The organism is Micromonospora sp. CNZ296, assembly GCF_007827635.1.
Genome location: NZ_VISW01000036.1, coordinates 12,128 through 35,048, shown reverse-complemented (window position 1 = coordinate 35,048; position 22,921 = coordinate 12,128). Strand labels below are relative to the sequence as shown.

Here is a 22,921-nt window from a genome sequence, read left to right as displayed (position 1 = left end):
TTCACCTGCAACACCGACGCCGACGTCTACGCCGCCACCTCCACCGGCACCACCTTCACCGGCACCACCATCAAATGGCACGACTTCTTCTGCCTAACCGGCGAGTTCCCCTACCTCGCCGACGCCAACGGCGACGGCAAAGACGACCTCATCGTCTTCACCAAAAACACCACCAACGACATCTACGTCGCACTCTCCACCGGCACCACATTCGCCCCCAGCACCAAATGGCACGACTACTTCGGCCTCACCAGCGAAACCACACTCTGAGCCCGACGGCGAGCGACGCCGGCCCGGATCGGGACCGGCGTCGCTCGCCGTCCACCTACCGCTCCACCACGTTGCGCGAGCTGGAGGCAGGCCTGACCGACGGGCTGGCCTTCGCTGCCGCGCTCACGTTGCTGGTCGTGGCGGGCTGTCGCGGTGCGGCTGCGGCAGCGGCGTCACCTGCGCCTGGCCACCTGACCGGCGGGGACGTGGGCGGAACCCGGGGAGACGATCGCGGTCAGGCCGGCGGTGGACAGCGTCGCCCCGCCCAGGTCGAGCGTCCACCGGCCGGGTCCCGCGATTCCGGGACCAGTATCCGGCCGGCGAGCAGGCAGATCACCACGATCGGGACGTTCACCAGGAAGATCGCACCCCAGGGCAGGTGAGCCAGGACGAGTCCGCCGATCGGCGGCCCGGCGGCGAAGCCCAGCGCACTGGTCGCCGCCCAGATGCCGATCGCCGGGGACCAGCAACAACATCTTCCCGCTCGTCCCCGGCGTGGACGGCGTGGTACGCGACGAGAAGGGCAACGTCCGCTGCGTGGTCCTGCACGATACGCCCCTTGGAACCTTCGCCGAACGCACCCTGATCGACCCTCGCGCAGCGTGGTTCTACCCGACGGCGTGGACCCGGTGCGGATCGCCACCGCCATGAACCCGGGCGATGTCATCCTGGATCGCGCTGACGCGCCGCATCAACTTCACCGCGGGCCAGCGCGTCCTTGTCCTCGGCGCCGTCGGCAACGCAGGTCGGATGGCGATCCAGATCGCGAAGTACCGTGCTCGCTCGTCGAGCTCTTCGACGTCTGCATCGCCGGCCTCATGCCCACGACCGAGGAGCCGGTCGCCGGCGGACGTGGCCTCGCACCTGCGCTCACGTATTGCTGCTCAGCCTCAGCCACGGCGCTCACTGTCGATCACGTGCCCTCGCCCAGCCACCGCGCACGAGAAAGGAGCCGGATGGGTTGCGGGCCGACAGCCACGCCGAGGCCGGTCCGGCGCGTCGGATTTCCCACAGCGGGTGCCCGGACCGGATCCGCGGCGAACGCGGGCCGTTATGGTGGGGACGCCGTGGTGTTCGGGAAGCCGGTGTGATGCCGGCGCGGCCCTCGCCACTGTGATCGGGAGACCGTCGGCCCTCGTCGTTTCGCGAGGTCACTGGGCAGAGATGCCTGGGAAGGCCGGCCGGCGGTTGCTTGTCCCGTCAGCCAGGAGACCGGCCACGGCACGTTCGTCCCCGTCCACGAGGTGTTGGAAGGCGGTCCCGCTGTGCGGTTCCCCATGCCCTGGCGCGTTGCCGCGCCGTTGTTGCTGTCCACTGTGCTGCTCACCGGCTGCGGCGCCGATGCCAAGCCTGCTGCCGCACCACCGGCGGTGTCCGCTGGACCGGTCGCGGTGACCAACTGCGGCACCCCGGTGACCATCGCGGCGCCACCGATGCGGGTCGTCACCATGAACCAGGCCGCCACGGAGATCATGCTGGCCCTGGGCCTGCAAGATCGGATGATCGGCACGGCCTACCTCGACGACGCGATCCTGCCCGCCTACGCGGACGCCTACGCGAAGATCCCGGTGCTGGCCAAGGAGTACCCGACCAAGGAGAAGCTGCTCGAGGCTGAACCCGATTTCGTGTACGCGTCGTACAACAGCGCGTTCGGTGACGAGGGGGTCGGTGACCGCGCCGACTGGCAGAAACTCGGCGTCGGCACCTACATCTCCCCTGCCGGGTGCCCGGCGCAGACCCGGCAGGCGAAGCTCGCCATCGGCGACGTGTTCACCGAGATCCGTGAGCTCGCGGCGATCTTCGGGGTGAGCGACCGCGGCGAGAAGCTGATCGCCGACCACGAGGGCCGCATCGCCACGGCCGCAGGCACCGCCCGCAACGTGAAGGTCATGTGGTGGGACGGCGGCAGCGACGCCCCGAGCGTCGGCGCCTGCTGCGGCGCCCCCAACATGATCATGTCGGCGGCCGGGGTCACCAACGCCTTCGCCGACCTCACCGGCAGCTGGGGCGACACAAGCTGGGAGACCGTCACCGACCGCAACCCCGAGGTCATCGTGCTCGTCGACGCGAGCTGGGATCCCGCCGCGCAGAAGAAGACCTTCCTCGCCGGGCACCGCACCCTCAAGGACCTGCCCGCGGTCAAACAGCAGTGGTACGTGGTGATCCCGTTCTCGTCAACCACGGCCGGTGTCCGCAACGTCCTCGGCGTCGAAGCCCTCGCCCAGGGCATCGCCGCGCTGCCGTCCGGGGCCCCGAGCTGACCGCCGTCACCACCCGGCCCGCCCCGGTGCGCACCCACCGCCCGGTGCGGGCGGTCGGCCTGGCCGCGCTCGTGCTGGCTCTGGTCGCCGGTCTGGTGCTGTCGGTGGCCGTCGCGGTCACCATCGGCCCGGCCGACCTGACTGTCGGGACGGTGTGGACGGTCGTCGCCGGCCACCTGGGACTCGCGAACTCGGACGTGCCGCTGCTGCGCGACCACATCGTCTGGGACCTACGTTTGCCCCGGGTTCTCGGCGCCGCCACGGTGGGGGCGGGCCTGGCCGCGGCCGGTGCGGTCATGCAGACCGTCACCCGCAATCCCCTGGCGGACCCGTACCTGCTCGGGGTCTCCTCAGGGGCGTCGCTGGGCGCGGTCCTGGTGGTCGTGGCCGGCATCGGTAGTGGCGTAGCCGCGCTGACCGGCGGCGCCTTCCTCGGCGCCCTTGTCGCGTTCCTGCTGGTCGTGGGCCTGGCCGGGAGGTTCGGGGCATTGTCGCCGACGCGCGTGGTGCTGACCGGGGTCGCGGTGGGACAACTGTGCGCGGCACTGACCTCTTTCGTGATCATCTGGGTGGCCGACCCGCACGCCACGCAGAGCATCACGTTCTGGCTGTCCGGGTCAATGGCCCGCGCCGACTGGACGGCCCTGGGCTGGGCGGTACCGGTGCTGGTCGTGGTGCTGGCGGTGGTCGGCTGGCACGCCCGTACCCTCAACGCCTTCGCCTTCGGTGAGGAGGCCGCCGCGAGCCTCGGCGTCGAGGTGAACCGGCTGCGGTGGCTGCTGCTGGTCGGCACCGCCCTGCTGACCGCCGTGCTGGTCGCGGTCAGCGGCGCGATCGGGTTCGCCGGGCTGATCCTCCCGCACGCCGCCCGCCTGATCACCGGACCGGACCACCGGCGGCTGCTACCGGTCGCCGTGCTCGCCGGCGCCATCTTCCTGACCTGGGTCGACACCGCCGCCCGCACCGTCTTCGAACCGCGTGAGCTGCCGGTCGGGGTGCTGACGGCACTGGTCGGGGTGCCGGCGTTCTTCCTGATCCTGCGCCGCCGGGAGGTACGCGGCTGATGCTTCAGATCTCCGACGTCTCGTGGGCGGTGCCCGCCGCCCGCATCCTCGACCACGTCACCGGCACCGTCCCGGCGGGCAGCCTGGTCGGGCTGCTCGGCCCGAACGGCTCCGGCAAGACCACCCTGCTGCGGGCCGTCGCCGCCCTGGTGCGCCCGGATACCGGCAACATCACACTCGCAGGCGACGACGTGACTCGGCTGCGGCGCCTTGCCCTGGCCCGGCGCATCGCGTTGCTGGCCCAGCACGCCGAGACCGACCTCGACCTGACCGTCCGCGACGTGGTCCTGCTCGGCCGCATCCCGCACCGCCGGACCCGCTGGTCCGACACCGGCAGCGACCATGCCGCCGCGGTCGAGGCACTGGGCCGGGTCGACCTGGCCGGGTTCGCCGACCGTAAGTGGCAGACCCTGTCCGGTGGGGAACGCCAGCGCGTCCAGCTCGCCCGCGCGCTGGCCCAGGAGCCGGAACTGCTGCTGCTCGACGAACCCACCAACCACCTCGACATCGGCCACCAGCTTCAGCTGCTGCACCTGGTCCGCCGATCGCAGGTCACCGCCCTCGCCGCGCTGCACGACCTCAACCTGGCCGTCATGTTCTGCGACACCGTCGTCGTGCTGCACCACGGCCGGGTCGTCGCCGCGGGACCACCCGCACGGGTGCTCACCCCGGCGCTGCTCGCCGACGTGTACGGCGTCGACGCAGACGTGCGGGTTCACGACGGGCGGACCGTCATTGAGTTCCGGCCGCCGTCATGACCCGGCACGTGCTGCCGGTGCCCGGTCGGTCACCCACCACGCTGGCCACGACACGATCCACCAGCTCGCCGAGCAGATGGCCGCGCGTCTGGGCGTATTCGTGCACAGGTGTTTCCTCGACGGCGCGAAACCGTTTGCTGCACGCGGCGCTCGACGCGGCCACCGGTTCACTGGTCGGACGTGACCCGGCGGTTCGACGCGCCCCGCGCCGGCAACCCGATCATCCTGGCACGATGACCGAGGCCGGCGCTGGGCCGGCGTTCCTCGCGGCGCAGCAGGCGGCGGGAGTCATTGCGGCCAGACACCGCGGTGACTTCGCCGGCGCCGAGGAACTGCTGGGCGCCATCGGCGACGAGACCGTGCGCACCCGGGTTTCATGCTGCTCGCCGAACTCGCCCTTGGCCCTGGTCCAGTCACAGACAGGGCAGAGCATGGACGAACTCGTCCATGAGGTCACGTTGCTGATGGCCGAAGTGATGGGCAGCGTCGGACACCAGCCCGGGCTGGACCTCGCCCACGCCGAGCCCGGCGGTCCGGCGGATGGACAGCAGGCGATACTGGGGCGGTGGAAGGACAGGCTCGCCGAACCGGGCGGCTCATGGTGGCGGGCACGACGTCGGACGCGGGCAAGAGCCGGGTGACGACCGCGTTGTGCCGGGCGTTCGCACGGCGCGGTGTTCGGGTCGCTCCGTTCAAGGCACGGAACATGGCGAACAATTCGATGGCGTGTGCGGGTGGGGCGGAGATCGGCCATGCTCAGTGGGTGCAGGCGCTGGCGGCGGGCGCAGAGCCGGCCCGGCAGGCCCGGCTGGATCTGCTCGCCGACCTGGCGGAGAAACACCTGGAGGTCGACGCGCTGCTGAACCTAGCCGAGCGGGGCGCTCCCGCGGCGCCGGTGATCGGACCCTACGCGTGAGGATTCTCGTGCTCGGTGGGACGGGCGAGGCCCGCGCGCTGGCGGCCTCGCTCGTCGACGACGGTGCCGTGGTCGTGACCTCACTGGCGGGGCGGGTCGCGCGTCCCCGGCTGCCGGTGGGGCAGGTCCGCGTCGGTGGCTTCGGCGGGATCGCAGGACTGGCCGCGTACCTGGCGGAGACCCGGGTGCGTGCCGTGGTCGACGCGACGCACCCGTTCGCGGAGAAGATCAGCGCCAACGCGGCGGCGGCGTGCCCGGCCGCCGGGGTTCCCCTGCTCCGTTTGGAACGGCCCGGCTGGGCCGCTCGCCCCGAGGCGTCGGCCTGGTACTGGGCCGGTGACCACAGTGAAGCTGCCCGGGTGGCGGCCGGTCTGGGCGACCGGCCGTTCCTCACCGTCGGACGGCAGTCGCTGGCGCACTTCGTCGAACCGTTGCGCCGGCACGCGTGCCTGGTTCGCGTGGTGGACGAGCCCGACATCGTCCTGCCGGTGTCGTGGAAGCTGCTGCGCAGCCGCGGTCCCTACACCCTCGCGCACGAGCGGGAGGTGATGGCGGGCACGGACGTTCTAGTTACCAAGGACTCCGGCGGTGACCACACGGTCGCGAAGCTGGAGGTCGCCGCCGAGCGGGCGATGCCGGTCGTGATCGTGCGCCGCGCCGGGCCGCCGGCCGGAGTGCCGCTGGTCCGTGACGTGGACGCCGCCCTGGCGTGGGTGCGGGCGTTGCCCGCACCCTGACGCGAGGTTCAGCCGGGAAGGTTCAGAGCGTGGCCGCCAGCTCCTGGCGGCGCAGCCGCTCGGCGGCACGGTCCGCGTCGCGTCCGACCAGACCGGTCAGCACTGCACCCAGGACCGCCCAAGTCGCGGCCAGGGTCGTGATCGACGAGATGCGGAAGTACCAGAGTGTGTCGGCCGGGAAGCCGCCGACCTCGTTGACCGTCGGCAGCAGAGCCCCGGCGACCACGACGACCACGAGATAGGCGCCGGCACCGGCCAGCACCGCCGAGTATGCGCCCAGCTGGGGCAGCAGACGCCGGGCCAGGACCACGGCGCCGATCGCGGCGGCCAGGCTCAGTGCCCAGAACCCGAAGTACAGCGCGGTCCGCTCGTTGATCGTGTCACCGGAGCCGACCGCCGGTGGTGTGGCGGGGTACTTGAGGAACGGCACGAGGGCGGTGGCGACGAAACCGACGGCGGCGACCACCGCGGTGCTGGCCCGTGCGGACAGGGAGCCCAGACGCCCGGCGGCGAAGGCGGCAGCGAGCGCGGTCGCTCCACCGAGGACGATGCCCACCAGGATGGTGCCCAGTGCCAGGCCCCCGGTGGACTGGGTGCCACGCGAGACTTCGGCCTCCTCCTCATCGTGGCTGTGAGACTGCTCGGCGGTGGCATTGTCGTGCGGGTGCTCGGCGGCACCGGCTTCCTCCAGGGCGATGGCTGCATCGACCTGGGGTTCGGCGACGACGTAGGAGACGAGGAAGGCCGCGAAACCGGCGATGAGCCCGGCCAGCAGCCCGTGAACGAGAAAAGTGCGAGGGGTCATCAAGGGTCCGTTCGAGAGCCGGCCGCGGGCAGCACGAAACGCCCGCAGCGCCGGTGACGAGGAAAGACGAAAACTCCGGCCGGGCCGGGCGAACTGCCGCGTGGCGTGGTGTCAGTGGCAGGGGAAGCCCAGCACGTGCCGTGCGTCGTGCGTCAGCTCGTGGATGAAGGTGCCCTCGAAGACGGAGAAAGCTCCCTGCTCGGCGCCCACGAAATACAGGACGACGGCGGTGACCAGCGCGAAGAACAGCGCCCAGGGGGCGAGCGCGCGAACGGGGATGGTGGGAAGAACGGCCGGAATGGCCGTGGTCGCCTGAGGCATGACACTCCTTGGGATGCTGCGTCCCGTCGATGGGTGGTCGACCTGGCTGGAGGGTCTGGCTTCGCCGCGAGCGGCGTCACAGTAGCGCGACTGCGCCGGATTCACACCGGCTTCCTTCAGCAGGGTGGCACGACCATATCAGGTATCGGAGCAACGCGACGCTGTCGCGACTGCCTGCACGGCGGCCGGTCCGAGGGCGACGACGTGGCCGATCACCGTTACGGCGGGCGCGCCGATGCCGGCCTCGGCGGTGTCGGCGACGACGTCGGCGAGGGTACTGCGCAGCACCCGCTGGCCGGCCGAGGCGGCGTCCGCGACGACGGCGCATGGTGTGTTCCGGTCGAGACCGGCGGCGACGAGCGCGTCGGCGATGGCCGCGAGGTTGCGCATGCCCATCAGCACCACGAGGGTGGTGCCGGTGCGGGCGAGGGCGGCGTAGTCGATCGACGAGTCGGGATGGCCGGGCGGTACGTGGCCGGAGATGACGGTGAAGCCTTGCACGAGTCCGCGGTGGGTGACCGGGATGCCGGCCAGCTCCGGGGCCGCGATGCTGGAGGTCACGCCGGGTATCACGGTGGTGGGGACGCCGGCTTCGGCGCACGCGGTGACTTCCTCGAAGCCGCGGCCGAAGACGTACGAGTCGCCGCCCTTGAACCGCACAACGTGCCGTCCGGCGCGGGCGTGCTCGACGAGCAGCGCGTTGATCTGTTCCTGGCTCGTGCTCCGCCCGTACGGGACCTTGGTGACGTCGATGATCTCGGCGTCCGGGCGCGCCCACTTCAGGGCCTCCCACGGGGCGAGCCGGTCGGTGAGGATCACGTCGGCCTGCTTGACGGCCGCGCGTCCGGCGACGGTGACCAGCCCTGGATCGCCCGGGCCGGCGCCGACCAGCGTGACGTGTCCGGCCGTTCGGACCGCTGCCGGTGCCCCGGCCTCCGAGGGGGCGACGGTACGCAGCACGACGTCGAACCGGCTCTCGTCGACCGGGGTGGTGACCCAGGTCAGGCGCCCGCGGAGGGCGAGGTCCTCCAGCGCGGCGCACACGGCCGGCGCGGCGACGGTGACCAGGGCGCGCCTGTGCAGCAGCGCACTGACCGTGACGGCGGCGGGTGCGCTCCCGTCGAGGACGAGCACGCTACGGCCGGTAAGGTTCAGCTGCATGTGACGGTGATTCCTAACGTGCTGAGGAGACAGCCGTCCGGTGTACGGCCTCGGTGAACGACTGGGCCAGATGCGGGTGCCCAGCCCAATGCACGTGCAGATAGGACGCGCTGAGGCTGGGGGAGGCGAATCCGGCATTGCGGCCCTCGATGCGCCAGGCGGGGTGCTCGCCGTGACCGGGTGTGACGGTGGTGCGGTGGAATTCGTGGCCGGTGGCAGCGGTTCCCCGCTCGCCGAGCAGCTGGTCCGAGCCGAGTCCGGCACGGTGGTACGCGAGGGTGAGGCGCGGCGTCATGACTGCTTCGGCGTCGAGCGCCCCGACCATGGGATGGCCGTCGACGGAGCGGCACAGATACAGCAGGCCGGCGCACTCGGCGACGGTGGGGACGCCGTCGAGGACGGCCTGGCGCAGTTCGTGGCGCAGCGTCGTGTTGGCGCTCAGCGTGGACGCGTGTACCTCGGGGAACCCCCCACCGAGGTACAACCCGCGTGTCCCGGCGGGAAGCCGCTGGTCGCGGGCCGGGTCGAACGGAACGACGGTGCAGCCCGCCGCCTGCAGCAGCTCGGTCGTCTCGGCGTACCGGAAGGTGAAGGCACGCCCGGCCGCGACCGCAACCACCGGTGATCCGGCGCCCAGCCGCCGGACGTGCGCGGCGGGATCCCATGGCTGGGCGTCCAGATCGGGTGCGGTGCGTGCCACCTGCAGCACCGCATCGAGGTCCACGTGGCGGGCGATCTGCTCGGCCAGCACGTCCAGGGCGGCGGCGGCCTCCTCACGTTCGGCTGCCGGCACGAGCCCGAGGTGGCGCGACGGGGCGCTGACACCCTGGTCGCGGTGCAGGATCCCGAGCACCGGTACGCCGGTGGATTCCACCGCCCGGGCCGCCTCGGCGGCGTGGCGGGCGGACCCGGCTTTGTTGAGCACGACACCCGCGACGGTGACGCCGGCCTCGAACGTGCCCATTCCGTGCACGACGGCCCCTACGCTGCGCGAGGTGTGCGAGACGTCCACGACCAGCAGGATCGGGGTGGCGGTCAGGGCCGCGAGGTGCGCGGTGGAGGCGAAACCGTCGCCGCCGATGCGGCCGTCGAACAGGCCCATGACCCCTTCGACGATGGCGATGTCCGCGTCGCGTGCGCCGTGCAGCAGCAGCGGGATCACGAGTGAGGGGTCGGTCAGGTGCGGGTCGAGGTTGCGGCCGGGGCGTCCGGTGGCCAGCGCGTGGTAGCCGGGGTCGATGTAGTCGGGCCCCACCTTGTGCCCCGACACGGTGTGCCCGCGCGCGGCCAGCGCGGCCATGAGCCCGGTCGCGACCGTGGTCTTGCCGTGGCCGGAGGCCGGCGCCGCGACGATCAGCCGCGGAAGGCTCACCATTCGATGCCTCGTTGGCCCTTCTGGCCGACGTCCATCGGGTGCTTGACGTGCTGCATCTCGGTCACCAGATCGGCTGCCTCGATCAGCCGGTGGTCGGCCCGGCGCCCGGTGACGATCACGTGCTGACGGCCGGGACGGTGGACCAGTGTCTCCACGACGTCGCCGACGTCGACCCAGCCCCACTGCATCGGATAGGTGAACTCGTCCAGGATGTAGAGCTGGTGCCGTTCCGCCTGGATACGGCGCTTCACCTCCGCCCAGCCCTCGGCGGCGTCCGCGGCGTGGTCCGCCTCGGTGCCGCTCTTACGGCTCCAGGACCATCCGGAGCCCATTTTGTGCCACTCGACTGGCCCGCCTTCGCCGGTCTGCTCGTGCAGCAGCCCGAGCCTCTCCAGGACGGTCTGCTCCCCGATGCGCCACTTGGCCGACTTCACGAACTGGAACACCCCGATGTCCCAGCCCTGGTTCCAAGCGCGCATCGCCATACCGAAGGCGGCGGTCGACTTGCCCTTGCCGTTTCCGGTGTGGACCATCAGCAGCGGCCGGTTGCGCCGCTGGCGGGTGGTGCTGCCGTCGTCCGGGACGGTGAGCGGCTTACCCTGCGGCATCAGGCCACCCCCGCCCGCGGAGCGGTCGCCGTGCGAACGACCCCGGTGAGCCCGTCGGCGGTCACTTCACCGAGCGGCACGTGCTCGGCCCTCAGATGAGTGGCAAGCCGGGCGGCGAGGCCGAGCCGGAATCGTCCGGTCTCGCAGTCCACGACGACGACCTGGACACCGCTGGTGGCGAGCGCGGCGGCGGCGCGGTGGGCACGACCCAGCGGGTCCGGGCCGGAGGTGGCGCGGCCGTCGGTCACCACGACGAGCAGGGGCCGGCGGGACGGGTCGCGCAGCGCCTCCCGGCGCAGCACCTCCCCACTGCGTTCCAGGCCCTCCGCGAGCGGGGTCCGGCCACCGGCCGGTAGGTCGGCCAGGCGGCGGGAGGCGACGTCGACCGAGCCGGTCGGTGGCAGGACGACCTCGGCGGTGTGCCGGCGGAACGTCACCAGTGCGACCTTGTCCCGGCGGCGGTAGGCGTCCAGCAGCAGCGACAGCACAGCGGTCTTGACCTGCTCCATGCGGCGGCGGGCCGCCATCGAACCGGACGCGTCCACGCACAGCAGCACGAGGTTCGACTCGCGCCCGACGGTCTCGGCCCGGCGCAGGTCGCCGGGCACGAGCGCGAGGCCGCGACCGCCGGTCAAGCCACCCCGGGAATGCTGATGCGGCGCCGCCGCGGTGATGGTGCCCGGCAGGTGCAGCCGGCCGTCGCCGGACGTGCGCCGCCGCTGCCCGGCGACACGGCCCTGCGGTGTTCGTGCCCGGGACCGCCGGCCGGCCTGACCGTCGCCGGTTCCTTTCACGACCAGCAAGCGGGCACGTGCGGGCTCGCCCGCGGATGCCATCGATGTGGCGGCCTGCCGTTCGGGCTCCGGTACGGGCGGGCTCTCGCCGGGAGAGCCGGGCACGTCCCCGGCCGATCCGTCGTGCCCGGTGTCGTCGGGCAGACCGCCGCCGGGACCGTCGGGTCCGGGGTCGGGGTCGTTGTGGCCGAGTAGGTCGTCCAGGCGGTCCTGGTCCAGGCCGGGCTCGTCGAAGGGGTTGCGGCGGCGGCGGTGCGGCAGCGCGAGACGGGCGGCGATGCGGATGTCCTCGAGTGTCACTCGCGTACGTCCCCGCCAGGCCGCGTGCGCCGCGGCGGCGCGAGCGGTGACGAGGTCCGCACGCAGGCCGTCCACGTCGAACGCGGCGCACAGCTCGGCGATCCTGGTCAGCGTCTCGTCGTCGAGCACGACACCGGCCAGCGAGCGCCGGGCGGCGGCCAGCCGGGTGCGCAGGGCTTCCTGCTCGCCGGCCCAGCGTGTGGCGAAGCCCTCCGGGTCGGCGTCGAATGCGAGCCGGCGGCGGACCGCCTGCACCCGCAGGACGGGGTCACGCGGGGCGGCGACCTCGACCGTCAGGCCGAACCGGTCGAGCAGCTGCGGGCGCAGTTCGCCCTCCTCCGGGTTCATCGTGCCGATCAACACGAACCGGGAGGCATGCTCGACCGAGACACCGTCGCGTTCGACGCTGACCCGGCCGGTCGCCGCGGCGTCGAGCAGCAGGTCGACCAGGTGGTCCGGCAGCAGGTTGACCTCGTCGACGTACAGCAGGCCACGATGGGCCCGGGCCAGCAGGCCAGGCTCGAACGCGACGACGCCGTCTCGCAGCGCGGCATCGAGCTTCAGCGATCCGGTCACCCGGTCGTCGCCGGCTCCGACGGGTAGTTCGACGAGGCGTACCGGCCGTTCGACGACGGGCGTGGGCACGTCGAACGGCCCGTCGGGGCAGACCGCCGAGGGATCGTCCGGGTCGATGGAGAACCGGTCGCCCGCATAGACCCGTACCGCCGGGAGCACCTCGGCGAGGCCGCGCACGGTAGTGGTCTTGGCAGTGCCCTTCTCCCCGCGGATCAGGACACCGCCGATGAGCGGATCGATCGCGACCAGGGTGAGGGCGAGAGTCATGTCGTCGGCGCCGACGACGGCACAAAAGGGGTACTGCGCTGGCATGTAGGGCTCCCGCTCGATCTGCCATGGCGGTCCACGACGCGGCATGCGCCGTGGATCGGATCGAGGCCGGTCTTCGGACTTCCCAGGTCAATGCCTGGATCACCGCAGCGGGCCCTGTGCCGGATTCTCACCGGCTTCCCAGATTCTCCCCGCGACCACGGTCGTGGGGCACCTCGAACCTGTGCATCACCATAGACGCCCCGGTGGCCGGGGCAAGGGCCGGTGGGCGGCTAGGGTGCATCTCCATGGAGGAGCGGGTGACCGTGGTGGGGATCGGGGCTGACGGGTGGGTGGGTCTGCCGGAGCCGTCCCGGGCGCTGGTGCGGGCGGCCGCGACGCTGCTCGGCGGGCGGCGGCACCTCGAGGCGGTGCCGCCCGTCGACGGCCAGCAGCGCGTGGCGTGGCCGTCGCCGCTGCGGGACAATCTGCCAGGTGTGCTCGCCTCCGCGCGAGGGCCGGTTGTCGTGCTGGCCTCCGGCGACCCGCTCGTGTCGGGTATCGGCACGACGCTGCTGGACGTCCTGGGCCCGGAGCGCGTGACGATCGTGCCCGGGGTCTCCTCGGTAGCCCTCGCCCGAGCACGTCTCGGATGGCCGGCCGAGTCCGTCACCACGGTCAGCCTGGTCGGCCGGGACCTACGGCTGATCGTGCCTGCGCTCTCGGCCGGGCGCCGGCTGCTCGTGCTGTCCAGCGACGAGACGACACCCGCGGCCGTGGCCGCGGTGCTGACCGGGCTCGGTTGGGGGCAGTCCAGGCTGGTCGTGCTCGGTGACCTCGGTGCCGCCGGTGAGTCGTGTACCGCGACCACCGCGGCCGGGTGGGACCTGAACGACGTGCCGCGGTTGAACGTTCTCGCTGTCGAAGCTCGCGGTGCCGGTCCGGGCTGGGCCTCGGGCGGCGTGTTGCCCGACGACGCGTTCGAGCACGGCGGGCAGATCACCAAACGTGACCTGCGGGCCAGTGCCCTGGCCCGGCTCGCGCCCGCGCCCGGTCAGCTGCTGTGGGACGTCGGCGCCGGCAGCGGCTCGATCGGTGTGGAGTGGATGCGGGCCTGGCCGACGGCACGGACGATCGCGGTGGAGCCCCGCTCCGACCGGGCCGCGCTGGTGCACCGCAACGCCGCTGCCCTCGGCGTGCCGGGTCTGTGTCTGGTCGAGGGTTCGGCGCCCGGGGCCCTGTCCGGCCTGGACCGTCCCGACGCGGTGTTCGTCGGCGGCGGGGCCACCGTCCCCGGCGTGCTGGACACCTGCTGGGATGCGCTCGGCGCCGGTGGACGGCTCGTCGTGCACGGTGTCACCGCCGAGACCGAGGCGGTGCTGCTGGAGCAGCACAGCCGGCGCGGCGGTGAACTCGTCCGCCTGCACGTCGAACGCGCCGAACCGCTCGGCGGCTTCACCGGCTGGACGCCCGCACGGGCAGTCAGCCAGTGGTCCATCGTCAAGGGAGATTCATGACCGTCCATTTCGTCGGGGCCGGGCCCGGCGCCGCCGACCTGCTCACCCTCCGCGCGGTACGCCTGCTCGAGTCCGCCGACGTGTGCCTGTACCCGGGCACGTACCTCGACGCCGAGGTGCTGGAGCACTGCCGTGACGACGCCCGGCTGATCGACACCCAGCACCTCGACCTGGACCAGATCACCACGCACCTGGTCCAGGCACACGCCGACGGGTCCGAGGTCGTACGGCTGTGCTCCGGTGACCCGTCGCTGTACTCGGCGGTGCACGAGCAGGCACGCCGGCTCGACGCCGCCCGGGTCCCGTGGGACGTCACGCCCGGCGTGCCGGCCTATGCGGCTGCTGCCGCCGCCGTCGGCGCCGAGCTGACCGTCCCGGAGCTGGCCCAGTCGGTCGTGCTCACCCGCGCGCAGGCCCGGTCCACGGTCATGCCGTCGGGAGAGAAGCTCGCCGCGTTCGCCGCGACCGGCGCGACGCTCGCCCTGCACCTGGCGGTCACGCGTACCCGCGAGCTGGCCGCCGAACTGGCTGGCTACTACGGCCACGACTGCCCCATAGTCGTGGTGCACCGGGTGTCGCAGCCGCAGGAGCTCATCCTGCGCGGCACGCTGGCCGACATCGGCGGCCGGGTCGAGCAGGCCGGTCTGCGACAGGCAGCGGTCATCCTGGTCGGCCCGGCGCTGGCCGGGGACGTCCGTGGCGGCGAGTCGTTCCTCTACTCGGCCGGTCGCGAGCGCCGCGTGCGCGGCTGATCAGGGCACGAAGCGCGGGCTCCAGACACGTCCGGCCGCGGTGACTCGCGTCGCCGAGGCGCCGATGATCAACAGGCATTTCATGTCGATGCTGCCAGGGTCCAGTTCGCCGAGCGAGGTGACGGTGAGGCTCTCCCCGGCCCGGCCGATGTCGCGGCCCACGACCACGACCGTCCGGGGGGACTTGTGCTCCAGCAGCACGGCCCGGGCCTGCGCGACCTGTTCGGTGCGTGAGCGTGAGCGCGGGTTGTAGAGGGCCAGCACCAAATCCGCCTCGGCGACAGCGCGCAGCCGCTTGACCACGACCTCCCACGGCTTGAGCCGGTCCGACAGGCTCATCACCGCGAAATCGGCCCCGATCGGCGCGCCCGCGCGCGCCGCGACCGCCTGGACGGCGGAGATCCCGGGTACGACACGGATGGCGACGCCGGCGTAGCGGGGGTCCTCCGCGGCCTCGAACACCGCCGACGCCATGCCGAAGACGCCCGCGTCACCGCCGGAGACGACCGCGACGCGCTCACCGGCGAGCGCCAGTTCGAGCGCCTGCCGGGCCCGCTCGAGCTCGACCGTGTTGCCGGAGGCGTGGCGGACGAGTCCGGGGCGCTGCGCGACGCGCTGGACGTACGGGCCGTAGCCGACGACGTGGCCGACCTCGGCGAGCACCTGCGACGCCTCGGGGGAGAGCCACCGATCGGGACCGGGGCCGAGGCCCACGACGACGACCTCGGCGCCGGGATAAGGTTCGGTGACCCTGGTGGCCGGGAGGTCGTAACGGGCCACTCCGGGCCGGGTGTCGCCGGGGACCAGCACGATCGAGAAGTACGGCACCGTGGCGGGGTCCACGTCGGCGACAGGCAGTACCCGCTCGGCGGTCATCGACGCCCGTTCGACGTACCAGGAGCCCTCGACGCGCCCGGCCTGCTCGAGCGCCGAGCGGACCTTGGTGAACGTCCGGCCCAGCTTCATGATCACCGCCCCGTCGGTGTCGGCGAGACGCCGGGCCAGCTCGGGCTCGGGCAACGTTCCCGGCAGCACGGTCAGCACGTCGGTCTGCCGGACCAGCGGCAGGGCGGTGGTGGCGGTGGCGGCGGCGAAGGCGGGCACACCGGCGACGACCTGCGTGTCGAACTCGCCGGCGAGCCGGTCGTGCAGGTACATGAACGAGCCGTAGAGCATCGGGTCGCCCTCGGCCAGCACGACCACGTCGCGGCCCGCACGAAGGTGGGCCCGCAGCCGCTCGGCGGCTTCGGCGTAGAAGTCGGCCATCGCCCCGGCGTACCCGCCCGGGTGCTCGGTGCTCTGGGTCGTCACCGGATAGACCAGCGCCTCCTCGATCACGTCGTCCGGGAACAGGCCGGCAGCGATGCGGCGCGCGTTGGACTGTTTGCCGACACCCTGGTGGTAGGCGATGACCTGGGCCGCGCCGATCAGCCGGGCGGCTTTGAGCGTGATCAGTTCGGGATCACCCGGGCCGACCCCGACGCCGGACAGCCGCCCGGTCACTCCGCCTCCCGGGCGAGGGCGTTGAGCGCGGAGGCGGCCATCGCCGAGCCGCCCCGGCGCCCGGTCACCACGAGATAGGGCACGTCGAGGCCGGGGGCGTCGGTGGCGAGGTCGATGAGCGCCTGCTTGGACTCGGCGGCGCCGATGAATCCCACCGGCGTACCGATGATCGCAGCTGGTCGTGGCGCGCCGTCGCGCAGCATCTCCAGCAGGTGGAACAGGGCCGTGGGGGCGTTGCCGAAGGCGACGACCGCGCCGGCGAGGTGGTCGGTCCACAGCGACACCGCCGCCGCCGACCGGGTCGTTGCCCACCGGTGGGCAAGCGCCGGGACCTCGGGTTCGTGCAGAAAGCAGCGGACCTCGTTGTCACGGGGCAGGCGGGCGCGGGTAACGCCGGCGGCGACCATGTGCGCGTCGGTCAGGATCGGCGCCCCCGCCTCCAGCGCCCCGCGGGCGGCGGCCACCAGGCCGGGGTGGATCACCAGGTTGCGGGTGAGGTCGGTCTGGCCGCATGCGTGGATCATCCGCACCGCGACCTTCTCGGCGTCGGCCGGCACACCCGAAAGATCGGCCTCGGCACGGATGGTGGCGAACGAGGCGTCGTAGATCGCCGCGCCGTCGGTGACGTAGTCGTAGCGGCGTGCCGGTGTGGTGAGACTCATGCGTTCTCCAGATCGGGGACGAGCAGGGTGCGGTACGGGGTGACGACGATCTCGCCGGCGCCGAGCGCGCGGATCTCCTCCAGCAGGGGAGCGTCCACTCGGCCGCCGGAAGCCGCGAGGTGCGCGGTGACGCGGCCGTCATCCTGAACGATCCTGCCCAGCGCGGGTGGAGGTGTGCTCACCCGGGTCCGCTCGGCACGGTCGAGTACGGTGCCCAGCAGCGCGGCGCCGGCGCCGGGCAGCTCGTCGACGTGCCAGGGTGAGTCCGGCCGGTCACCCGCGAGCCCGGCGAAGCGTACGGCGAGCCCGGTCAGCGCCGCGGCGGCCTCGTCCAGCCGGATGACTGGCCCCCACGCCGAGGTTCCGGCGCGTAGCTGCGCGGTGTCCGAGTCGAGCGCCACCAACCCCAGGTCCAAGTCACGGCTGACCAGATCACCGCGGCCGTCGTCAAGCACGAACAGGAACCGTCCGGTCAGCGCGGTGAGCCGGGGCTCGGCGCGCAGCCGTGCGTCGAGTCCGGCGACGACCGGGTGTAGATCGGCCCGGCCGCCACTGCGTCCGGTCAGCGGTGAGGCGAGGATGTTGCGGACCAGCTCGTGCGACGTGGACGGTACGAGCCCGGTCGCGATGACGTCGGCGACGACGGTCTCGGGCAGCCGCCCACCGTCGTGCTCGAGACCGCGCACCTGCAGGTTGGCGCGGCTGGTCAGGTGGACCGCGCCGTCGCCGTGCGCACGGGCCACCTCCACGAGTGCGCACAGCGCCGCAGTCGGCACGATCCCGCCGGGGACGCGCACCCGCACGAGCGCGCCGTCGTCGGCGATCCATGGGCGCAGCAGGCCGGGACACAGGTCGCGGCGGGTCCTCTCGGTCACGGCGACATGGTGCCAGAGCCCGTCCCCGGCGACACCGGCTGTCGGTGCTACCGTCGTGATGCCAGTCAAACTCAGCCATGAGCCAGGGAACCCGGTGCGAATCCGGGACTGACGCGCAGCGGTGAGGGTGACGGGCGGGGCACGACGCCACTGGACCCACGGTCTGGGAAGGCGCCCCGTCCGGTTGATCCCGAGTCCGAAGACCTGCTGGCCGCAGATCCGTCTGCGACACGTGCCCATCCAGGCCTCGCGCACAGGCCCCGGACGAAAGAAGACCCCGTGTCCCGATCGCACCGGATCACCGGCTCCTGACCCCGTGAGCGTCCTCGTTCACGTCGCGACCGCACTGACGGACGCCGCGTCGCCGGTGCTACGCGGGCAGGCCGAGGCAGCCGGCGCCCGACTGGCCTTCCTGCAAGCCGGCGAGCCCACGCTGACCCATGTGCTCGACCTGCTGCACGCCGAGGGCGTTCGGGAGGTTCGCCTGGAACCGGTGAGCACCGACGACCTGACTTTCGCCCGTTCGTGGGTGGGACGCGTGGCCGGCCACTGGCACCGTCAGCAGATCGACCCGCCGGTCATCCGGTTCGGCGAGCGCGCGATCACCGGGCACGAGGCGCCACTCACCTCACCGGCCTGGGAGACCACGCCGCCGTACCGCCATCATCTACTGCTGTGCCGCGGCCCGCGCTGCAGTGCCCGCGGCGCGGACGAGACCTATCGCGCGATCGTGGGCGCGCTCGTCGAGCAGCAGCTCACCGACGCCGACGTCCTCATGGCCCAGACCGGCTGCCTGTTCCCGTGCAACCACGGACCAGTCGCCGTCGTGCACCCCGACGGCACCTGGTACGGGCCGGTGCGACCCGGCGACGCGGCACGCCTCGTCGGCGAGCACCTACGCGCCGGCCGTCCGGTCGGCGACCTGCGCCTCGGCTCCCGTGTCACCGAAGGAGAAACATGACACGCATCGCCCTGCTGTCCACCTCGGACACCGACCTGCTCTCGGCGCGGGCCAGCAACGCGGACTGGTCCTGGGCCAACCCTGCCCGGCTCACCGGCGAGCGCCGCGACACCCTGACCAGCGAGGCCGACCTGGTCGTTCTGCGGGTGCTCGGCTCGCCCGAGGACGTACGCGACCTCGCCGCGCTGATCCGCGGCACCGGCCGTCCCCTGGTCGTGCTCGGTGGGGAACGGACGCCGAACGCCGCGTTGATGGGGCTGTCGACCGTCCCGATCGGTGTCTGCGCCGAGGCGCACCGCTACCTCGCCGAGGGCGGCGCGGAGAACCTGCGCCAACTGCACGCCTTCCTGTCCGACACCGTGCTGCTGACCGGCGAAGGCTTCGAACCGCCGGCGGTGCTGCCCGAGTGGGGAGTCAGCCGGCAGCCGGCCCCGGACGCCCGGCCCCGCGTCGGAGTCCTGTACTACCGGGCCCACGAGGTGAGCGGCAACAACGCGTTCGCCCACGAACTCGCCGATGCCATCGACACCACCGGCGTGGCCACCGGCGTACCGATCTACGTCTCGTCACTGCGGGCGGCGCCCGAGGAGTTGTACGCCGAACTCGCCACCCTGGACGCGATCGTCGTCACGGTCCTGGCCGCCGGCGGCGCCCGGCCCGCCGCCGCGAGCGCCGGCGGCGACGACGAGTCCTGGGACGTCGAACGGCTGCGCGCCCTCGACATCCCCGTGCTGCAGGCTCTGGCGCTCACGTCCGGCAGAGCCGAGTGGGAGGCGTCCGACGAAGGCGTCACCCCGCTCGACTCCGCGACCCAGATCGCCATCCCCGAGTTCGACGGTCGCCTCATCACCGTCCCGTTCTCATTCAAGGAGGTCGACGCCGACGGCCTGCCCCGCTACGTGACCGACCCTGAGCGATGCACCCGCGTCGCGGGCATCGCCGTCAACCACGCCCGACTGCGGTACGTCCCGCCCGCCGAGCGCAAGGTGGCCCTCGTCCTGTCGGCCTACCCGACCAAGCACAGCCGCATCGGCAACGCCGTCGGCCTCGATACGCCCGTGTCGGCGATCCGATTGCTGCGCGCGATGCGAGATGCCGGCTACGACCTCGGCGCACCCGGCGCAATTCCCGGGCTCGACCCGCTGCTCCCGGTCGAGGGAGAGGATGCCGACACGACGGCCGGCAACGCGCTCATCCACGCTTTGATCGCCGCCGGTGGGCAGGACGAGGAGTGGCTCACGCAGGCTCAGCTCAGCGAGTCGCACGTGCGTATCAGCCGGGACGACTACCGGCGCTGGACTGCCGGATTGCCCGCCGCGCTACGCGACGCCATGGCCGAGACCTGGGGCGAGGCTCCCGGCTCGCTTTTCGTCGACGACGACGGCGACATCGTGCTGGCCACACTGCGCGCCGGTAACGTCGTCATCCTCATCCAGCCCCCGCGTGGCTTCGGCGAGAACCCGGTCGCGATCTACCACGACCCGGCCATGCCTCCGTCGCACCACTACCTGGCCGCGTACCGCTGGCTCGAACACGGCTTCGGCGCCGACGCGGTGGTGCACCTCGGCAAACACGGCTCGATGGAGTGGCTGCCGGGGAAGAACGCCGCGCTCTCAGCCGCCTGCGCCACGGACGCGGCGATCGGCAGCATGCCGTTGATCTATCCGTTCCTGGTCAACGATCCTGGCGAGGGTGCCCAAGCCAAGCGCCGCGCGCACGCCACCATCGTCGACCACCTGGTGCCGCCGATGGCACGCGCCGAAAGCTACGGCGACATCGCCAAGCTGGAGCAACTGCTCGACGAGCACGCCAACATCGCCGCGATGGACCCGGCGAAGCTGCCCGCGGTCCGCCAGCAGATCTGGACGCTGATGCAGTCCGCACAGATGCATCGCGACCTCGGCCTGGACGAACGGCCCGGCGACGAGGAGTTCGACGACTTCCTGCTGCACGTCGACGGCTGGCTGTGCGAGATCAAGGACGTACAGATCCGCGACGGATTGCACGTGCTCGGCCAGGCACCGACCGGACAGGCACGCGTCAACCTGGTGCTCGCCGTGCTCCGCGCGACACAGGTCTGGGGCGGACAGAACCGGGCACTGCCCGGCCTGCGCGCCGCGCTGGGTCTTGCCGAGGACGCCCCGGCGGCCGACGTCGACGCCGTGGAGGCGCAGGCCCGTGCCCTGATCGAGGCGATGGAGAAGGCCGGCTGGCAGGCTGACGCGATCGACGCGCTGCACGACGACCCGGTGGTACGCGACGTCCTGCGCTTCGCCGCCGAGCAGGTCGTGCCGCGGCTGGCCGCCACCACCGACGAACTGACCAACGTCCTGCACGCGCTCGACGGCGGTTTCGTCCCGGCCGGGCCCTCCGGCTCCCCGCTGCGCGGACTGGTCAACGTCCTGCCGACCGGCCGTAACTTCTACACCGTCGACCCGCGGGCCGTTCCGTCCCGTCTGGCCTGGGAAACGGGACAGGCGATGGCCGAGTCCCTCGTCGCCCGGCACCTCGCCGAAACCGGCGAGCACCCCCGATCGGTCGGCCTCTCCGTGTGGGGCACCTCCGCGATGCGCACCTCCGGCGATGACATCGCCGAGGTGCTGGCGCTGCTGGGCGTACGCCCCATCTGGGACACGGCCTCACGCCGGGTCAACGGCCTGGAGGTCATCGGCCTCGACGAACTCGGCCGGCCCCGCATCGACGTGACCGTGCGCATCTCGGGATTCTTCCGCGACGCCTTCCCGCACGTCATCGAACTCCTCGACGACGCCGTGCAGCTCGTCGCCGGGCTCGACGAACCCGATGAGCGCAACTACGTGCGGGCACACACCCGCCACGACCTCGCCGAGCACGGCGACCAGCGGCGGGCCACCACGCGGATCTTCGGTTCGAAGCCCGGATCGTACGGCGCCGGCATCCTCCAGGTCGTCGAGTCCGGCACCTGGCGCGACGACGCCGACCTGGCCGCCGTCTACACCGCCTGGGGCGGCTTCGCCTACGGCCGCGGCCTCGACGGCATCGCGGCAACCGACGACATGCGAACCAACTACCGGCGCATCGCCGTCGCCGCGAAGAACATCGACTCCCGCGAGCACGACATCGCCGACTCCGACGACTACTTCCAATACCACGGCGGCATGATCGCCACGGTCCGCGCGCTGACCGGCGCCGAACCCAGGGCGTACGTCGGTGACTCCACCACGCCCGACGCCGTACGCACCCGCAGCCTGCAGGAAGAGACCAACCGCGTCTTCCGCTCGCGGGTGGTCAACCCGCGCTGGATCGCGGCGATGCAGCGCCACGGCTACAAGGGAGCGTTCGAGCTCGCCGCCACCGTGGACTACCTCTACGGCTTCGACGCCACCGCCGGTGTCGTCCACGACTGGATGTACGAGTCACTGGCCCGCGAATACGTCCTCGACGAGACGAACCAGCAGTTCATGCGCCGCGCGAACCCCTGGGCACTGCGCGGCATCGTGGAACGGCTGAACGAGGCCGCCGACCGTGGACTGTGGGCCGAACCGGACGCCGAGGTCATGGCGGAGATGGCCCGCGTGTACCTCGAGGTCGAGGGAGACCTGGAGGATCAGGCGTGACACGGCGCCTCACCCTGGTCGGCCTCGGCCCGGGCGACCCCGAACTGGTCACGGCCCAGGCCGTCCGGGCACTCAACGAGGCCGACTACTTCCTCGTCGCCGACAAGACCGGACAGCACCCGGGCACGGCCGACCTCATCGCGATGCGCGAGGCGATCTGCGCCCGGCACGTCACCGGCGCCTGGCGGCTCGTGCACGTACCCGACCCGGAACGCGACCGTGCCGGCCCGGCCGACTACACCGGCGCGGTACGCGACTGGCACGAGGCACGGGCCGAGGCGTTCGAGCAGGCATTGCTGGACAACCCGGGAGACGCCGCAGTGCTCGTCTGGGGCGATCCGGCCCTGTACGACTCGGCGATCCGTGTGGCCGACCGCATCGCCGAACGCGCACGGGTCGACATCACCGTGGACGTCGTACCCGGCCTCAGCAGCATCCAACTGCTGGCGGCACACCACCGGCTCGTCCTCAACACAATCGGCGGCCCGATCACCATCACGACCGGCCGCCGCCTGCTCCACGACGCGGCGACACACGACAACCTCGTCGTCCTGCTCGACGGGGCATTGACCTGTCGCCAGCTCCCCGAACTGTCGGCCTGGCGGATCTGGTGGGGCGCGAACCTCGGCTCGTCCGACGAGCAACTGGTGGCCGGCAACCTTGACGAGGTCGCCGACCGAATCTGGTCCCGGCGGACGGCGGCGAAACAGAGCCGCGGCTGGGTCATGGACACGTATTTGTTGCGCCGGGCCGGCAGCCTCGAGCGGCGATCCTGAGAATCACATCCTTTGACCCACCGATGATCACCCAGCCGTGAACGCACTCCTGCGATCGTTGGCCGCAACCCGTTACTGTGCGTG

At 72.1% G+C, this 22,921-nt stretch carries 18 protein-coding genes, 4 pseudogenes and 4 riboswitches; of the genes and pseudogenes, 12 read left to right on the top strand and 10 right to left on the bottom strand.

The features are described from left to right. A pseudogene (locus FB455_RS32870) lies at window positions 1–270 on the top strand (N-acetylmuramoyl-L-alanine amidase); the annotation flags it as partial. A 224-nt stretch (window positions 271–494) separates the two neighbouring features. On the opposite strand, the pseudogene FB455_RS32865 reads toward FB455_RS32870, so the two are convergent. After that, a pseudogene (locus FB455_RS32865) lies at window positions 495–733 on the bottom strand (MFS transporter); the annotation flags it as partial. A gap of 588 nt (window positions 734–1,321) precedes the next feature. Beyond that, a riboswitch (cobalamin riboswitch) is annotated at window positions 1,322–1,505 on the top strand. Window positions 1,506–1,547: 42 nt separating this feature from the next. Between FB455_RS32865 and FB455_RS32855 the strand changes: the two are divergent. From FB455_RS32855 to FB455_RS32830, 6 genes and pseudogenes are all read left to right on the top strand, one after another. After that, window positions 1,548–2,531 carry an ABC transporter substrate-binding protein gene (locus FB455_RS32855; protein WP_013476127.1) on the top strand — a complete coding sequence of 328 codons (984 nt, stop codon included), beginning with the start codon at window positions 1,548–1,550 and terminating at the stop codon, window positions 2,529–2,531. Between the two features lie 26 nt (window positions 2,532–2,557). Next, on the top strand, window positions 2,558–3,595 hold the full coding sequence (locus tag FB455_RS32850; RefSeq protein ID WP_073827192.1) for a FecCD family ABC transporter permease: 1,038 nt from the start codon (window positions 2,558–2,560) through the stop codon (window positions 3,593–3,595). After that, window positions 3,595–4,102 (top strand): annotated as a pseudogene (locus FB455_RS32845) (ABC transporter ATP-binding protein); the annotation flags it as partial. The gene FB455_RS32850 and the pseudogene FB455_RS32845, both read left to right, overlap by 1 nt. Window positions 4,103–4,586: 484 nt before the next feature. Beyond that, window positions 4,587–4,994, top strand: coding sequence for a hypothetical protein (locus tag FB455_RS35025; protein WP_232236799.1), 408 nt, complete (start codon window positions 4,587–4,589; stop codon window positions 4,992–4,994). Further along, window positions 4,952–5,146: pseudogene (locus FB455_RS35020) on the top strand (nucleotide-binding protein); the annotation flags it as partial. The gene FB455_RS35025 and the pseudogene FB455_RS35020, both read left to right, overlap by 43 nt. A 131-nt stretch (window positions 5,147–5,277) precedes the next feature. Next, the gene (locus tag FB455_RS32830; RefSeq protein WP_013476131.1) at window positions 5,278–6,006 is read left to right on the top strand and encodes a cobalt-precorrin-6A reductase; all 729 of its coding nucleotides are present in this window, start codon (window positions 5,278–5,280) and stop codon (window positions 6,004–6,006) included. Window positions 6,007–6,028: 22 nt separating this feature from the next. Here the strand turns inward: FB455_RS32830 and FB455_RS32825 are convergent, their stop codons facing one another. From FB455_RS32825 to FB455_RS32800, 6 genes are all read right to left on the bottom strand, one after another. Further along, window positions 6,029–6,811: a CbtA family protein gene (locus FB455_RS32825; RefSeq protein ID WP_030275084.1), complete on the bottom strand. Its 783-nt coding sequence runs from the start codon at window positions 6,809–6,811 to the stop codon at window positions 6,029–6,031. A 111-nt stretch (window positions 6,812–6,922) separates the two neighbouring features. Then, window positions 6,923–7,132 (bottom strand): CbtB domain-containing protein, encoded by a 210-nt coding sequence (locus FB455_RS32820; protein WP_013476133.1) that lies wholly within the window; start codon window positions 7,130–7,132, stop codon window positions 6,923–6,925. Then, window positions 7,131–7,271, bottom strand: a riboswitch (adenosylcobalamin (AdoCbl) riboswitch). Its footprint overlaps the gene before it by 2 nt. Further along, window positions 7,271–8,293 (bottom strand): uroporphyrinogen-III C-methyltransferase, encoded by a 1,023-nt coding sequence (gene cobA / locus FB455_RS32815; protein WP_030275082.1) that lies wholly within the window; start codon window positions 8,291–8,293, stop codon window positions 7,271–7,273. (Overlaps the previous riboswitch by 1 nt.) 13 nt (window positions 8,294–8,306) lie before the next feature. Continuing rightward, entirely contained in the window at window positions 8,307–9,668 is a 1,362-nt protein-coding gene (locus tag FB455_RS32810) for a cobyrinic acid a,c-diamide synthase CobB (RefSeq protein ID WP_013476135.1), read from the bottom strand. Then, window positions 9,662–10,276, bottom strand: a complete 615-nt coding sequence (gene cobO, locus FB455_RS32805; RefSeq protein WP_013476136.1) for a cob(I)yrinic acid a,c-diamide adenosyltransferase — start codon at window positions 10,274–10,276, stop codon at window positions 9,662–9,664. The genes FB455_RS32810 and cobO overlap by 7 nt, the downstream gene beginning before the upstream one ends. Beyond that, a complete protein-coding gene (locus FB455_RS32800; protein WP_013476137.1) occupies window positions 10,276–12,258 on the bottom strand; it encodes a magnesium chelatase subunit D family protein in 1,983 nt (660 codons plus the stop codon). The genes cobO and FB455_RS32800 overlap by 1 nt, the downstream gene beginning before the upstream one ends. A 47-nt stretch (window positions 12,259–12,305) precedes the next feature. Then, window positions 12,306–12,449: riboswitch (cobalamin riboswitch) on the bottom strand. Between the two features lie 54 nt (window positions 12,450–12,503). Here FB455_RS32800 and FB455_RS32795 point away from each other — a divergent pair. Next, window positions 12,504–13,712, top strand: coding sequence for a bifunctional cobalt-precorrin-7 (C(5))-methyltransferase/cobalt-precorrin-6B (C(15))-methyltransferase (locus tag FB455_RS32795; protein ID WP_030275075.1), 1,209 nt, complete (start codon window positions 12,504–12,506; stop codon window positions 13,710–13,712). Continuing rightward, window positions 13,709–14,464, top strand: coding sequence for a cobalt-precorrin-4/precorrin-4 C(11)-methyltransferase (locus FB455_RS32790; protein WP_013476139.1), 756 nt, complete (start codon window positions 13,709–13,711; stop codon window positions 14,462–14,464). The genes FB455_RS32795 and FB455_RS32790 overlap by 4 nt, the downstream gene beginning before the upstream one ends. Here FB455_RS32790 and FB455_RS32785 read toward each other — a convergent pair whose 3' ends face one another. From FB455_RS32785 to FB455_RS32775, 3 genes are read right to left on the bottom strand one after another with little or no spacing between them, the layout of a single operon-like run. Continuing rightward, window positions 14,465–15,967: a precorrin-2 C(20)-methyltransferase gene (locus tag FB455_RS32785; protein WP_030275073.1), complete on the bottom strand. Its 1,503-nt coding sequence runs from the start codon at window positions 15,965–15,967 to the stop codon at window positions 14,465–14,467. It abuts the gene before it with no gap. Continuing rightward, window positions 15,964–16,629 carry a precorrin-8X methylmutase gene (locus FB455_RS32780; protein ID WP_013476141.1) on the bottom strand — a complete coding sequence of 222 codons (666 nt, stop codon included), beginning with the start codon at window positions 16,627–16,629 and terminating at the stop codon, window positions 15,964–15,966. The genes FB455_RS32785 and FB455_RS32780 overlap by 4 nt, the downstream gene beginning before the upstream one ends. After that, entirely contained in the window at window positions 16,626–17,504 is an 879-nt protein-coding gene (locus FB455_RS32775) for a sulfite reductase subunit beta (RefSeq protein ID WP_030275071.1), read from the bottom strand. Before FB455_RS32775 ends, FB455_RS32780 begins: the two co-directional genes overlap by 4 nt. Before the next feature lie 45 nt (window positions 17,505–17,549). Beyond that, a riboswitch (cobalamin riboswitch) is annotated at window positions 17,550–17,730 on the top strand. 90 nt (window positions 17,731–17,820) lie between these two features. Here FB455_RS32775 and FB455_RS32770 point away from each other — a divergent pair. From FB455_RS32770 to cobF, 3 genes are read left to right on the top strand one after another with little or no spacing between them, the layout of a single operon-like run. Further along, window positions 17,821–18,465 carry a (2Fe-2S) ferredoxin domain-containing protein gene (locus FB455_RS32770; RefSeq protein ID WP_030275069.1) on the top strand — a complete coding sequence of 215 codons (645 nt, stop codon included), beginning with the start codon at window positions 17,821–17,823 and terminating at the stop codon, window positions 18,463–18,465. Beyond that, entirely contained in the window at window positions 18,462–22,061 is a 3,600-nt protein-coding gene (gene cobN / locus FB455_RS32765) for a cobaltochelatase subunit CobN (RefSeq protein WP_030275067.1), read from the top strand. Before FB455_RS32770 ends, cobN begins: the two co-directional genes overlap by 4 nt. Then, entirely contained in the window at window positions 22,058–22,837 is a 780-nt protein-coding gene (gene cobF, locus FB455_RS32760; RefSeq protein WP_030275065.1) for a precorrin-6A synthase (deacetylating), read from the top strand. The genes cobN and cobF overlap by 4 nt, the downstream gene beginning before the upstream one ends. Window positions 22,838–22,921: the final 84 nt, after the last annotated feature.